This is a genomic window from Candidatus Zixiibacteriota bacterium (genome assembly GCA_022865345.1).
In the GTDB taxonomy this organism is placed as follows: Bacteria; Zixibacteria; MSB-5A5; order MSB-5A5; family RBG-16-43-9; genus RBG-16-43-9.
In genome coordinates this window covers 1-14,267 of record JALHSU010000181.1, presented here as the reverse complement: position 1 = coordinate 14,267, position 14,267 = coordinate 1, and the positions used below count along the sequence as shown (strand labels likewise).

At 42.2% G+C, this 14,267-nt stretch carries 16 protein-coding genes; 1 reads left to right on the top strand and 15 read right to left on the bottom strand.

Translation table 11 applies throughout. The annotated features are described in order from the left end of the window. Window positions 1-60 precede the first annotated feature (60 nt). The 6 genes from MUP17_08750 to MUP17_08725 form a co-directional block, all read right to left on the bottom strand. Entirely contained in the window at window positions 61-819 is a 759-nt protein-coding gene (locus MUP17_08750) for a hypothetical protein (protein MCJ7459065.1), read from the bottom strand. A 25-nt stretch (window positions 820-844) separates the two neighbouring features. Continuing rightward, window positions 845-1,060: a hypothetical protein gene (locus MUP17_08745; protein MCJ7459064.1), complete on the bottom strand. Its 216-nt coding sequence runs from the start codon at window positions 1,058-1,060 to the stop codon at window positions 845-847. 3 nt (window positions 1,061-1,063) lie between these two features. Beyond that, complete coding sequence (locus MUP17_08740) at window positions 1,064-1,822, bottom strand: FliA/WhiG family RNA polymerase sigma factor (GenBank protein ID MCJ7459063.1); 759 nt, start codon at window positions 1,820-1,822, stop codon at window positions 1,064-1,066. An 86-nt stretch (window positions 1,823-1,908) separates the two neighbouring features. Continuing rightward, window positions 1,909-4,017, bottom strand: a complete 2,109-nt coding sequence (locus MUP17_08735) for a flagellar biosynthesis protein FlhA (GenBank protein MCJ7459062.1) — start codon at window positions 4,015-4,017, stop codon at window positions 1,909-1,911. 13 nt (window positions 4,018-4,030) lie between these two features. Beyond that, window positions 4,031-4,804, bottom strand: a complete 774-nt coding sequence (locus MUP17_08730; protein MCJ7459061.1) for an EscU/YscU/HrcU family type III secretion system export apparatus switch protein — start codon at window positions 4,802-4,804, stop codon at window positions 4,031-4,033. A gap of 128 nt (window positions 4,805-4,932) precedes the next feature. Beyond that, a complete protein-coding gene (locus MUP17_08725; GenBank protein MCJ7459060.1) occupies window positions 4,933-5,709 on the bottom strand; it encodes a flagellar biosynthetic protein FliR in 777 nt (258 codons plus the stop codon). Between the two features lie 412 nt (window positions 5,710-6,121). Here MUP17_08725 and MUP17_08720 point away from each other — a divergent pair, with 412 nt between their 5' ends. After that, a complete protein-coding gene (locus tag MUP17_08720) occupies window positions 6,122-6,736 on the top strand; it encodes an outer membrane beta-barrel protein (protein ID MCJ7459059.1) in 615 nt (204 codons plus the stop codon). Between the two features lie 6 nt (window positions 6,737-6,742). Here MUP17_08720 and fliQ read toward each other — a convergent pair whose 3' ends face one another. The 9 genes from fliQ to fliF form a co-directional block, all read right to left on the bottom strand. After that, entirely contained in the window at window positions 6,743-7,012 is a 270-nt protein-coding gene (gene fliQ, locus MUP17_08715; protein ID MCJ7459058.1) for a flagellar biosynthesis protein FliQ, read from the bottom strand. A 157-nt stretch (window positions 7,013-7,169) separates the two neighbouring features. Next, entirely contained in the window at window positions 7,170-8,012 is an 843-nt protein-coding gene (gene fliP, locus MUP17_08710) for a flagellar type III secretion system pore protein FliP (GenBank protein ID MCJ7459057.1), read from the bottom strand. 192 nt (window positions 8,013-8,204) lie between these two features. After that, entirely contained in the window at window positions 8,205-8,624 is a 420-nt protein-coding gene (fliO, locus tag MUP17_08705) for a flagellar biosynthetic protein FliO (GenBank protein MCJ7459056.1), read from the bottom strand. Window positions 8,625-8,827: 203 nt separating this feature from the next. Continuing rightward, window positions 8,828-9,217: a flagellar motor switch protein FliN gene (fliN, locus tag MUP17_08700; protein MCJ7459055.1), complete on the bottom strand. Its 390-nt coding sequence runs from the start codon at window positions 9,215-9,217 to the stop codon at window positions 8,828-8,830. An 11-nt stretch (window positions 9,218-9,228) separates the two neighbouring features. After that, the gene (locus MUP17_08695; protein ID MCJ7459054.1) at window positions 9,229-10,095 is read right to left on the bottom strand and encodes a FliM/FliN family flagellar motor switch protein; all 867 of its coding nucleotides are present in this window, start codon (window positions 10,093-10,095) and stop codon (window positions 9,229-9,231) included. Window positions 10,096-10,521: 426 nt separating this feature from the next. Further along, window positions 10,522-10,959, bottom strand: coding sequence for a flagellar export protein FliJ (gene fliJ / locus MUP17_08690; GenBank protein ID MCJ7459053.1), 438 nt, complete (start codon window positions 10,957-10,959; stop codon window positions 10,522-10,524). After that, window positions 10,956-12,260: a flagellar protein export ATPase FliI gene (gene fliI, locus MUP17_08685; GenBank protein MCJ7459052.1), complete on the bottom strand. Its 1,305-nt coding sequence runs from the start codon at window positions 12,258-12,260 to the stop codon at window positions 10,956-10,958. The genes fliJ and fliI overlap by 4 nt, the downstream gene beginning before the upstream one ends. 21 nt (window positions 12,261-12,281) lie before the next feature. Beyond that, a complete protein-coding gene (locus tag MUP17_08680; protein ID MCJ7459051.1) occupies window positions 12,282-12,941 on the bottom strand; it encodes a hypothetical protein in 660 nt (219 codons plus the stop codon). 26 nt (window positions 12,942-12,967) lie between these two features. Further along, window positions 12,968-14,267 (bottom strand): flagellar M-ring protein FliF (gene fliF / locus MUP17_08675; GenBank protein MCJ7459050.1); only part of this gene is annotated, 1,300 nt, incomplete at its 5' end.

Below are 14,267 nucleotides of genomic sequence, written 5' to 3'. Positions count from 1 at the left end.
CCATGAGTATCTTTAGTGTGAATGTTGCTCCAATATTTATTTGATTCTTTTTGCAAAGCTTTAAATAAGAGGAAGCCTCGCTACCAGGGTATCTCCTTTTCCTGGATTACTAATTGTCTCCAGTTCTCCTTTATGTTCCTGCAAGATCTGAGTGCTGCTCAAAATCCCGAAGTCCTGTTTCCCCTCTGTTAGCCAGGGGCCAGTAAATTCTGATGCGATATGTTCCTCCTTAAGCGATTGTTCTGACTGATCATTAAACACCACTTTAAGAAATCTTCCTTCTTTTTGAAAATTCACCCCTAACTTTCCTCCCCGGCTGATCCTTTGCTTGGCGTTGAGCATCAAGAACATAAACAGTTTCTTCAGTTCTAAGGAATTCCCCTTAACTTTGGGAAGTTTTTCAGTCAGGTTTAGATTCAATTCGATTTTCTTATCTTTAAGACAAGCCTTGATTAAGGGGAGGATTGAGTTGAACAGGTAGATTAAGTCCACGTCCGTTTTAAGACTTTTTTCTTGAGTTTTCTGACAAGCCAGGTCATTCAAACAGTTAATCAGCTCCGCAATTCTCTGAGCACCTTTCTCGATTGCAGCTAAATCCTCAGTCGACTTGGAGGAATTCTGGGATTGCGACGTCCTCATCCTGAGTATCTGCGCTTTTCCCAGGATGATCTGCAAAGGGTTATTTATCTCATGTGCGACTCCACCCACGATCTCTCCCAGGCAGGCCAGCCTTTCCATCTCCTGTAATCTCTGTCCGGAGATCTCTACCTGCGCCTCTTTAACCACCTTGTTATTTTTATCACTCAAAGCTAAAACCATCTTTTCACCCGCCTTTTTTGACCTTTTAAATGGTTACATCAATATGAACTTGATTTTTTCTCCCTGCATCCCCGTCTTTCACCCCGGTTCTTTCCTTCTGGGTGAGTTGAGACTCGTTATTCATCTTTGGTCTGGGCGAGGAGCGTTTTTTCACCTTTATAATCGATTTTTCACCTCTGCGGACTCTTTTTCCAGACGATATCTGGGAGATGCCGCTTCTGAAAACTTCCTCTTGGCTCATATTTTAAAGGGCAAATTTATCTCGAATCATTCCTCTCAATTTCATAACTGCCTTAGTGTGGATCTGGGAGACTCTGGATTCAGAGATGGTCATGACCTCGCCTATCTCCTTCAGGGTCATCTCCTCGTAATAATAAAGGGCTATGACTAACCTCTCCTGTTCAGAGAGATGCTTAATCGCAGATACCAGAAAAGCTTTCAGCTCCTTTTTCTCCAGGTCGTTCAGGATATTTTCGCGAGCAGCAGCTTCTACTGTTTCTATCCGGGGGATCTGGCGATTGTCCTCCTCTTTATAGACCAGGTCATCTAAGGAGAGGACGATGGAGCAAGATAGATCCCCTTTAGCCGAATGGATCTCTTCAACCGGGATCTTCAAAAATTTAGCCAGCTCCCGATCAGTGGGTATTCGTCCTAATTTATTCTCCAGCCTGGTTAAAGCCCGGTCTATCTCCCTGGATTTTGCTCGGGTAGATCGTGGCACCCAGTCCAGCGCTCTTAATTCATCCAGGATTGCTCCTCTTATGCGAGGGACCGCATAGGTTTCGAATTTGACCCCCCTTGAGGGATCGAAATTGGAGAAGGCTTCCACCAGACCGATTACCCCGGTGCTTACCAGGTCCTGTAGCTCCACTGATTTGGGAAAACCGAGAGCCATCCTCCCGGCTACGCTTTTGACTAATGGGAGATATTCGGCTAAAAGCTTCTCTCTTCTAATCGGGTCTTTACTTTTCAGGTAAACGCCCCAATCCTTTTCCATGGTCATCTTTTACCCCCTGACAGTTTTATGGCTTTTAAGGTGAGCTGATTTAAAGGATCAATTATTATTATCGTCCGTTTCATCGGTTTTTTTCACAACCTTTCTGGTTTTAATTCCTTCTTCAACCCCACTTCCCCCGTGAATTCATTTTCCAGGCTTATGCTACCTATAGAATAAACCCTGGTCCCGGAAACAATCTCTTCATAGGAAAGCACCCCTAAATCCGGAATGCTCTCTCCTATAAATCGTCTGAAGGGATATCTGGCTTTGGAGGAAAGCAAGACTGCTGGCTTAAGGCCTTTGCTCTTAAGCTCTTCAGTTTTTTGTCTGCATTCGTTTACTAATCTTCCTGCAAGCTCAGGCTTAAGGTCCAGCTTAAAATCTGTAAGCTCGCCTGAAGGAGAGAAAATCTGGTCTAATTTCGGGTCCAGGGTAAAAACGGTTATCTTTTCTTCAGAATCCAGATACTGCCGGGTAATGGTTCTTTTCAGTCCTGCCCGAACCGCTTCAGTCAGAAGCACAGGCTCTTTTATCTGTGGACTCTTTTCTGCTAACACTTCAAAGATGGTGAGCAAATCCTTTACTGGAACTTTCTCCTTTAAAAGACCCTGAAAGACTTTTTGAATGGTCACCAGCGAGAGATTTCCAGGATAGATTTCCTCTACTAAAGCGGGATACTGTATCTTCAGCTCTTCCAAAAGGTCTTTGGTTTCCTGCAGACCGAACAGCTCATAAGCATTTTCTTTAAAAAGCTCAAACAGGTGAGTAGTCAGAACCGCTTTTGGTTCTATTAGATTATATCCTTTATCCTCAGCCTCCTTTTTTCTATCCTGATCTATCCATTTAGCCGGGAGATTAAATGCAGGCTCAATCGTATCGTCTCCTTCAATTTCAGGGAGGTCGCCTGGATTTATAACCAGAAACTTATCAGTAAAAAGCTCTTTTCGAGCCAGCTCCATTTCTTTCAGGATTATGGAATATTCAAATGGCTTGAGATTTAGATTATCTCTTACCCTGACCTGGGGAAGTCTTATACCCAGTTCTGAGGCTACTTCCTTTCTTAAGGCTGGAATAGTCTGAAAAAGGTTGTCCGAAGATGAACTCTGTGCAAGCGAGAGCAACCCGTAACCTAACTCAATCCTGATAGGGTCTATTCTTATCGGCTCGACTGGAGTTTTGTTCTTTTCTGCCTTTGACTCCGGGTATATCCCTTTCTCTTCTTCCTCTGGATGATGCTCTTCTCCTTTTTTTCTCAATAAAAAATATCCCAGGGAACCGCCTATTACCACCAGAGGAAGAAAAGCAACTAAGGAAAAACCCGATAAGGCTCCTAAAAGTAAAATGGCACCTACGGCAAGAATCAAAGTCTTTGGGTGAGGAACATACTCGCTTAAAAGATCAGAGGCTAAGCTCTTTCTGGCTGAAGCCCGGGTGATTATCAAACCCGATGTCGAGGAGGTAAGCAAAGCCGGCATCTGAAGGACCAGACCTAAGCCGGCCGCAAGAAGTGCATAGGTTCTAAAAGCGTCCTGATAACCCATCCCTTTCTTCAACATCCCAATCGCAAACCCGGCTATCAGGTTTATGAGGATCAGGATGAAGGAAAGTATCGCCTCTCCTCTGACAAATTTGATTGCACCCTCCATCGAACCATAGAAATCTCCCTCTTTTGACACTTCTTCCCTTCTTCTTCTGGCTTCATCCTGATTGATCAGTCCTGAATTCAATTCCCCTTCAATCGCCATCTGTTTTCCTGGAAGAGAATCCAGAAAGAACCTGGCAATCACTTCAGAGGTGCGGTTTACACCTTTTGTTATGACTAAGAACTGAATTAAGAAGAGGACCAGCAAAACCAGGAGCCCGGCTACATAATCACCTCTGATTGTCAGGTTCCCGAAGGCTGAAACTATCTTTCCAGCATTAGCCTGGCTCAGGATTGCTCTGGTGCAGCCTAATCCCAGGCTTAGTCGAAAGAGAGTGTAGATTAAGATCAGCCCTGGAAAGGAAGAGAATTCAAGTGGTCTTTTAACCTGTAGAACCAGAAGCAAAAGCAGAATTGAAAAAGTCAGGTTAAAAGCTATGAGAAGGTCCAATACAAAGGAAGGCAGAGGAAGTACCAGTGAAAAGACCCCGATCAAAATCCCTGCAAGGAGAATCGACTCTGAGTAACCTTTTATATTTTTTTTCTGTTGATTAGTCATTTACTCATCTTCTTTATCTTATGAAATCTCTAAAGGCTCCCTTAATCTCAGGAGAACCTTCCTCTTCTCTTAGTTCTCTTATAAGCTCTTCTCTGGTCATTCTCATTTCCTTCTGATATTGCCATCTCTGGAACAGATAGTCCCCCATTCCGAAAACTAAGTAAACCCCTACAACTCCCAGTCCGAGCTTGAATAAAATTGATGAGAAATATGTAAGAAGCTCGACAGCATTTCTGTCAGACAGCGTTAACAGATTAGGAAGCTCTTTTTTGATCAGCAAAAACCCAAGAAAACCTAATGCACCGAGTTTCAGACTGAATTTTATCCCTTCATATAAAGTTGTTTTCGAGAGAAACCTGGACAATCTCGAAGTCAATCCTGAAGATTGGTATCCTATGGAATTGAATCTTCCTCTGCTTGAGAATGGAGTTTTAAAAGTCAGAAGAAAATTCGATTGTAATAGATGAGAAAGAATTCCCGGTATTAAGGGTAATAAAGCCAGCGGAAGGATTATCTTAAAGAAATAGGTCGACCAATTATAAAAGAACGATTCAAAACTCCGCAGACTCAAATCCGGCGAGATTATCTTGTTAAAGTTATACTTGAAGACTTCTTTAGCTGCAGATAACAGAGGGAAGAAAAGACAAGCTAAAACCAGGAAAAAGCTTAACAGAACAAAGGAAAAGTTTAACTCTATCGATAGAGGCACATAACCTTTTTTTCGAGCCTCCTCCTTTTTGCGGGGAGAGGCTGGTTCAGTTTTATCCTGGTAATCTTGGTTAAACATTTTTAGTGCCTTTGGAAAGAATAGCTGGAGTGTAAAGCTTTAGCTTTACCTGATCAGTTGAGAAAAAGAAAACTTCATTTTAGTCACGCCAGAGGAGGGACACTCCATTTTTTTTTGACAAATCACTTTCATCTAAGATTTTTTAAAACCTCAGTTACTTCCGAGTTTGTATTCAAAAGTAATTTTTCTATGATTGTTTTGAAGACCGGAAAAGATAAAGCTAAGATCAAAAGTCCTGTGCCTAACCTCAGGGGCATAAAATTCGAGTAGAGATTTGACTGAGGTGTCGTCCTGCTTAAAATTCCTAAAAGCAGGTCAAGTATGAAAAGGGTGATTATAACCGGCGCTGAAATCTTAAGGGCTATCAGGAAAACCGAACCTGAAAACTGCCAGACATGCTCTAAGGCTAAAGATGATAATTTCAACTCTCCAACCGGAATAAGCTCAAAACTCTGGAAAATTGCGGAGAGCAGAAGATGATGTCCATTGAGGCCCAAAAAAATTAGAAGTCCCAGGAAAACCTGCAATCTGGCAACCGGGGATGACCCCTCTTCCTGATTATCTGTCTCCAGATTCAGTTGCAATCCCAGTAGACTCCCACCCATCTCAATTCCCCAGAAAAGTAGATAGAACAAAACCCCGATCAATGCTCCGATGACAACCTCTCTGACCAAAACCAGGATGAAGGAAGGAAACTGGTTCGGTAGATTGGTGCCATTGACGCTGAAGACAGGCAGGATTATCAGGGAAATCAGAAGTATCAGCCCAATTCTTAGCAAAAAGTGGATCGACCTGTGTCCGAAAAAAGGAGCAGTGAAAATCAGCCCGCCTACCCGGAAGACAATTGCCAGGAAAAGCTTGAAGTTACTGATTATGAGATTATATGTCTGCTCAAAGTTCTGCATTTTATACAGAGCAGTTTAGCAAACCTTATGCCTGAGAAAGGGATATATGGAAAAGTCGAGGTAAGTCTTTGCTCAGCCGATGGTTACCTTTTATAATCAGACGGAGGCTGATAGAGATTTATCTCCCTCAATGGAAATTCTTTCCTGTTTGAAGGATAACCTTTCCTGTGCAAGAAAAAAGCAGCTACCTGGTAGACCCGCCTTGCCCACAAGGCGGGCAATAGAAACGCGTAGGGGCGGAGCTTGTCTCCGCCCGTGACTCTGTTTCCTTGTTGGTGCGAAGTATCCGGTAGTCCCGCCTTGCACCCAAGTCGGGACAACAGTACAGTTCAAGCTGTTAAAAGAAATTTTTATTGACTAAAACAGGTTTTGAGCTATATTAATCTTAGACCAAAGTTTCCAAGGAGGGGTTATGAGAAGAGTAATATTCTTTCTTTGTTTTGTCGCGTTAATCCCATCTGTGCACGGTAGAGAACTCAAGAGCAAATTCATGCTTACCTTAAAAGCTGGACCTGCTTATCCGCACTTAGAGCACACAAATCGAGTGACTTTCTTTGGGTCACAAATCGATTATTTTGTCAGTGATCAGGTTTCTATTGGACTGGATCTGAAGTATCTGGAATATTATGAAATTATTTACTATGCAGTCCCTCGCTACTTAGGAGCCCCGGATGATTATCGAAATAAGTGGGACTGGTATTCTTTAGGCGTATCTGGCAAATTTCTTTCCGGTTCGAAAGGGCCATCACCTTTCATCAAATTGGGAGCTGGTTTTTACATTCCTCAGGTGCATCATCCCATCACAAGATGGTTGCAAGACGGAAGCCTGGCCTATAAAGATAAGGAGACCGGAGAAATCTCACCTGGTTTTAATGTGGGAGCTGGGCTACAATATATTGTCTGGAAAAGATTCTCTCTGCAGATCGAAGGATCAATCGACTATATATTCAATAAGAGCAAAAACCTAAATACCACAGAGTCTTTCACCTTTGGTAACCTCACTGCCGGAATATCGTTAATTCTATAAGCCAAATCACCTGATCAGAAACGGAATATTCTCAAAAAGCTTGGTGGTGAAATAAATCAATCTCTGGAGCATCCAGGGCAGAAAAAGAAGAAGGGAGATTGCCACGGCAATCAGTTTGGGAACGAAATTCAGACCTGGCTCCTGAATCTGGGTAGCTGCCTGAAAAACACTTATCAAAAAACCTACCACCAGACTGAAAAGAAGCGCCGGAGCAGAGATGATCAAAGCCAGTATTATTGCTTCTTTTGCTAAATGTAAGATATAATCCAGATTCATTTTTTTTGTTCCCTCCCCCTCACTGGCGACCCTGAAGGGTCGCACTACGACTCTCTTGCGAATGCTACCAAGACAACTTGTCATTCTTCGCTTCGCTCAGAATGACATCCTGTTAATTTTGAGCTTCTCAACGCTCGCTTTAAACCCAATATTACACTTATCTGAAACTGGTCACCAAAGACCGAACCAAAAGATACCAGCCATCAACTAACACGAACAAAAGTATCTTAAAAGGCAGAGAAATCACTGCCGGTGGAAGCATAGCCATTCCCATAGAGGTTATGACTGATGCTACCACCAGATCGATAATCAAAAAAGGAATGAAAATCAAGAACCCGATCTGAAAAGCAATCCTCAGCTCGCTTATCACAAAGCCCGGTATCAGAACATAAGTCGGTATCTCATCTCTATTTTTGGGCTGAGGCAGTTTGGAAAGTTGCACAAATAACGCCAGGTCCTTCTCCCTGGTCTGGTTGAACATAAACTCTCTTAATGGTTTTATTCCCTTCTCATAAGCTTGATTCTGATTTAATTCTCCTTTTAGATAAGGCTGGAGAGCGTTCTGGTTAATGTTAAATATCACCGGGGACATAACAAAAAAAGTTAAAATCAAAGCTAACGCGAAAATAAGCTGGTTAGGCGGTAACTGGGGAGTCCCTATGGATTGTTTTAGAAACGACAGAACCACTACAATCCTGGTGAAAGACGTCACCATAATAAGAATCGAAGGGGCTAAAGCCAGAACCGTGATAATCAAAAGGAGCTGTAAACCGTATGACAGGTCTTTAGGATTATTTACTTTGCCCAATTCCACAGATAGCTTAGGAACTGATTGAGCAACTGCGTCAGAAAACGTCAGCAGAACAAGGAAACCAACTATTCCCAGAATCAGTTTGAATTTTACTTTGTTTATCGGACCCATATGTTCACTGCATGTCATTCTGAGTCCGTAGGACGAAGAATCTGCCTCAAGGTCAAATTCGACAGATTCTTCGGTCATCCATTTGGATTCCCTCAGAATGACGCTATAGGTTCTATGTGACCGTCAGGTCCCCTGACCTGACAGGTTTTTCCCCCGTAGCGCGAACCTTTCTGGGTCGCATTGCGAGGCTGAAAGCCTCGCGCTACGATCTGCCCTATCCTTTTTAAGGAGAGAGACAGGAATAATTTTGTCCTGGCTTCGAGCATGATCTTACAAATTAAGCTTGCCTTTAATCTTCTGTAAAAAAGTAGCTCTAATTTCTTTTTCCGAAACAACTTTATCTTTCAAATCTGTATTAGACTCTGGATTGGAATCTAATTCAGATAAAAGACTTATTTGATTTTCCGTTACCCCTAAGGCTAATAACTTTGATCCTATCTTGACTATAAAAATCCCTTTCTTGGGAGAGATATAGCATCTTTCCAGAACTTGAATCAGGTCTCCTGCCCGATTCTTTTTCAAGCCGAGCGAGCTTTTTTTTAACAGGAAAAGGGATAGATATATAAGACCGATGATTAAAACTAAGGACAGGAAAAGCCTGATTATCAGGCTGCCTGTACCAGTATCCGGTATCTTTTCAGTTTCAGCAACTAAGTTACCTGATGTAAGAACTACTAAAAGCTTGTTCATCTTTAATTAAGATTCCTTTTTCTTTTATGTGGTCGTCCATTTGGACGAAAAACCTGCCAGGTCAGTCCCGCCGATGGCGGGATGGCAAGCACAGAATGACTTTATTTAATTCTTTTCTTCTTCTGAATGACAGATCAATTCCGTGATCCGGACTCCCAATCTTTTTATGTGGCCGTCGAGTCCCCCGACTCGACGAAACGACTTTATTTAATTCTCTTTTCTTCAGAAGGACAAATCAATTCCGTGATCCGGACTCCTAATCTCTCCTCCACTACTACTACTTCACCTTTTGCCAGAGGTTGATCCCCAACGTAAAGCTCAACCGGTTCACCCGGCAATTTGTCTAATTGCACAATAGAGCCAGGCCCCAATTCCAATATCTCTTTGATTTTCATCTTGGAATGCCCCAATTCCACGTTGATCGGCAAACATACTTCTGAAAGAAAAGATATATCCTGCTTTCCTGCGTTCCTGAATTCAGAGGTCAATTCGGGAAATTCACCTCTTCTGACTGAGACCTCTTCCTCAGTGAGTTTTCCTTTTTGATCATCCGAAGAATAAATCTCTCCCTGTAAGATTTTATTTTCCTTCATATTCTCTCCTGTCAAGAAAAAGTTGAGACGATTTTCACCCCTTTTCTACTATTATAAATACCGGGGATGCCCCTGAATCTGTTCTTCTCCTGGATTGAAATGGTTACTTCAGAGTCTCCTTCCGTGTCCATAAGAATTATATATCCAGGCTTAAGCTCTGCAATCTGGTTTAAGGTCAGTCGTAGAGACGCATCGCTATGCGTCTCTATATTTCCTAAAACGCAGGTCAGCTCCACTTCTGAGTCCTCTATCAATTCCTTGATGTTCTGTTTAGATTCCATACTCGAACTCAAGCCACCAGTGCAGACTTTATCCAGAAATGAGAACGGATAGCCTATCTCTATTTCTCCTGAGTTCATCCCGCATTTGACTGAAAACCTCGAAACTACGAGTCTCTCTTGTCCCGGTTCTTTTCCGTAACAAAAGGTCAGATTATCTATTTTAATACCCTCTGCCCAGGCATTCTGTAATTCCTTAACAATTCCTTCTACCAGTTGAAACAAGGCGCTTTCTTCAATTTTGGACAGTTTCGCCGGTGAGACTCTTTCGCCGTCTGGATAACCCAGATAAAAGCACAATAACTGGCTGGCTAAATTTTTATCAAGCGCTAACCTGCCATCTTGCCGGGAATCTAACTGAAAGGTAAAGTCTAATTTTTCTCCACTCTTTTCGACGTTAATAGGCTCTAATCCTGCCCTCTGTGAAGAAACCAGAATCTTCTCTTTGCTTTCTCCTATGGTGGTCTTGAAAAGTAGGACAAGATTTTGAGCAAACCGCAAATTGACCTCATTCAGCTTCTTTTCAATTCTGGGCGGTAATTTTCGGATCTGCCTGAAATCAAAAGGCTTCATCTCTTTAAATCCGGAATTGTCGATCATTTTTTCGTCCTACTTTCTTGGCTCATAAAATATGCAGGCTGAGAGGATGAAGGTCCATTTCATTCTCTCAGCCATTTTCCCCCTCTCCGATTTCTTGCTCGAGAAACGATGCGGAGAATTTGTTTCTCAAGCCTGGTGTGCTGCAACTTCGGTTTACTTCAAAAAGGTTATTTCGCAATTTTCGTGCCAACCCTTATAAAATTGTTCTTGCCCAGTCATCTCTTTGCTTTTCAAATGATTAAGCTCGTTTTTGAACTGAATTAAAATTCAATTCAAAGATTATTCTCGAAAATAATTCCTGTTCTGTGGTAAAAAATTCCTCTGCATATGTAATCATAAAACCCTGAGCCTTCTCCTTGAAGCAAATCTTGTGTCGTAAATACAAGACCTGACTGAAGTCAGTGAGAACCATTCTCAGCCTCCAAATCATTTATGAGAAATTACCCTGCTGACTTCATCCATCTCTTTCTGTTCTTCTTTTCTTAGTTCGTTTAAGAACTGGGTGAATTTTGCCTGTCTGTTTTTTTCTAAAGTCTTTTTTTCTTTTTCTCTTTTTTGAGTGAGTTTTTTTAGCTGGATTAGATTCTGCCGGAGTTTTCTTAAGTTTTGTTTTTTCTCCTCGATCTTTTCTTCTAACAGATGCAGGTATTCCTTGTACCAGTTAAGCTCATTGAGTTCCAGAAATGCATGGGACTTGTCCTTCAGCTTTTCCCGATAATCCTCCCGCTGGTCAGTTAATATATCCAGAAACTCCTTTTCTGATTTGAAAGCATCCCTGACCTTTTTTAGCTCTCTCAGGGCAGTTTTCAGGCGTTCTTTTCTGAAATCTTCTATACCGCGAAGTCTATAATTGAATTTTTTCATTCTTTAAAAATCTCCTTCAGGAGATTCATGCTGGTCTCAAAATTCGAGTGCTCGTCAATCTTCTGCCGTAAGAATGCATTAATTTTTTCCATTCTGGATAATGCATAGTCTATCTTACGGCTGGAGCCGGATGAGTAAGCCCCAACATTGATCAAGTCCTCAGCTTCTTTATAGGCCGCCAGCAGGTTTTTGAGTCTATCTGAAAGCTCTAACTGTTCCCTGGATGCAACGTCTTTCATCACCCGGCTCACAGATTCCAGAATATCTATTGACGGGTAATGATTCAGCCCGGCTAATTTTCGCGAGAGTATGATATGACCATCCAAAGTTGCTCTGGAGCAATCTGAGATCGGCTCATTGAAATCGTCCCCTTCTACTAAGACGGTATAAAATCCCGTTATACTTCCAGAATCAGAAGCACCCGCTCTTTCTAAAATCTGAGGCAAAAGAGAGAAAACAGAAGGAGTGAACCCCCGGGTAGTGGGCGGCTCCCCCACTGCTAAACTTACTTCCCTTTGAGCTAAGGCAATGCGGGTCAGAGAATCCATAAGCAGAAGCACGTTCATACCTAAGTCTCTGAAGTATTCCGCTACAGTTGTTGCCACTAAAGCCGCTTTAACCCTGACCAGAGGTGGCTGGTCCGAGGTGGCAGCCACTACAACTGTTTTTTTCAGGCCTTCTTCTTTTAAATCCCTTTCGATAAATTCTCTTACCTCTCTTCCCCTTTCACCGATAAGGGCTATTACGTTTACATCTGCAGAGGAATCTCTAGCAATCATCCCCAAAAGAACGCTTTTCCCCACTCCGCTTCCGGAAAAAATCCCCATTCTCTGCCCCTGCCCACAGGTCAACAGGGTATCAATTGCTTTTATCCCGGTATGAAAAGGAGCAACTATTCTTTTGCGCTTCAGCGGTTCTGGAGGAGCAGAGTGAATAGATCTTTCTTCGCATTTTTGCAATTCTCCTTTTCCATCTATTGGCTGTCCCAGTCCATTCAAGACTCTGCCGACTAATCCCTTACCAACTTCTAGGCTGAAGTCTTTTCCGGAAGAAACCACAAAACTGCCGGGAGTTATGCCTCTCATTTCTCCTAAAGGCATCAGAATAACCCGGTCCTCCTTGAATCCAACGACTTCAGCTAAAATCTTTTTTTTCTCCCGGTTATCAATAAAGCATAGCTCTCCGATGGAGGCAGCCGGACCTGAGGATTCGATCACCATCCCCACTATTTTCTGTACCTTGCCGTTGACCTTATAAGGGTCGACCTTCTTCAGAGCTTCTAGATATTTTTGAGAATTCATCTTGAGACCGGATTAAAACCCTCAGGCTTGAGTTACTTCTAAAAGTGCTTTACCGATCATCTCTAATTGGGTCTCGATTTGAGCATCGATATGACCCAATTCTGAATAAATCAGGCAGCCCCCTCTGGTAACCTTGCTATCTTCCTCTAAAATCAATTCCTTTAATCCCTCTGCTGATTTAATTTCTTTAGAATGCTTGCTTACTATTTCCAGATCTGCGGGATTTAGCCTGATTATTATTCTTCCTTTATCTAACAAGTGCTTTAAAGCATGTTTGAGGTTTTTCAGGATGATTTTTTCATCCCGTTCAATTTTCTGCTGAATTACTTTGGACGCAATCTCCAGGGAAAGTCTTACCATATCTTTTTCCACTGATTTGAGATACTCCTCTCTCTGTTTCTTTAGTTCCTCGATCAGGTTGAGGAAAAGTTGAATGACCATCTCCTGTTCTTCCCTCATTATCTCTTTACCGTCCTCAAACCCCGATCTATAAGTCTGTTCTTTTTCTAATTGAATCTTCTCCTCCAAGAAATTTACCCTGGACTGGATGATTTTATCAAGCGCTAAAGACTTATCTTTTGCCTCAACACTCTGGATACTTTCGCCGTTTCTCTTTGCTTTCCCCCTGCTGAGACTGGCTTTTTCCGAAGAGAGTTTATATTTAGTTAATATCTCTGACATCTTATTAATATTTGGAGTGTAAAACCTCAAGGTCTTGAGACTTCAGTTTTACCTGATTCTGTCTGGTCTTCTTCCAGATATGAAGATGTATATTTTGACTCACCTTTTAGCAAGGATTCAAAAGCTGTCCATACCCTCTTCTTTACTTCGGGAGATATCTGCTCTACCCTGCTCAAGCTAACGGCGACCTCTCCTCGTTTTTCAGCAGGCAGCCAGTTCAAGATATCCGTCGCTTTGTCATTGGGAAGCTGGGATAGAATGACAGCTATGTTATGCGGAGTTTCATCCTTTAATAATTCGAAATAGGTCTCGGTGTCTGAATCTTTAATCTCTTCAGATTCAGTATCCAATTCATTCTTCCTTAAACCAGACTCAAATTCCGCTTGTGTTTTTCTGAGATTAGTGAAAGAGCTGACTGGTTTTCTGCTTTTGAACCACCTCAACGCAATGTAGAATAGCAATGGGGTTAAAACCAGAAGCAAAATCCAGAAATATTTATATAGGAGGTTTGGAGCAGAATTCTCCGTCTCTTCAGTTTTAGTACTATAACCTGACAAAGGCGAAGCTTTGTTTTTTAAATCTACTCCTGCTTCTTTTTCGGTCTGAATTGGAGAGGATAAAAACTCCTCTGGTGACTGCTCGGTTTCTCCTGAGAACAATATGTCCCCGTTGAAATCTATTATGGTCACATTTGCGGTGGAGAGTCCCTCGATGCTGTTGGCTATGAGTTTGGCAATTCCCAGGGCCTGAGAGCCGGAAAGCTTAAATCCCGGTTTTAGTTTGAGCATAACCGAGGCAGATGGTTCTCTCTTGTCCTCTTTGAACAATTTTTCTTCTGGCAGGACCAGATGAACTCTAACAGATTCTATTTCCTTGAGCTCCCCGATCGTCCTGGCAAGCTCTCCTTCTAATGCTCTTTTGTAGTTGATTTTTTCGACAAAATCGGTCATCCCCCAGCTTTTTTTATCGAAGATTTCATACCCCACTCCAGATTTAGGTAAACCCTCTCTGGCTAATTGTAATCTAACCTCCTCCGCCTCATCTGAAGGGACTAAGATTACTTTACCTCCATCAGAGATTTTATAAGGAACTTTACTGCTTTTCAATTTTTCGATGATCGCACCTGCCTCATCCGCCTCTAACCCGTTGTATAAAGTCACATATTCGACCCGATGAGCACGGGAATAGATAACAATTAATCCCGAAAAAATAATTAAGCACAAAACTCCTAAGGTAACCCTCTTTAACAGACTCATCTGACCCCAGAGGTTAACTAATTGGTTCTTAAGTTCGGTTAGATTCATTCTTTTTCTCTGATTTGCCTTT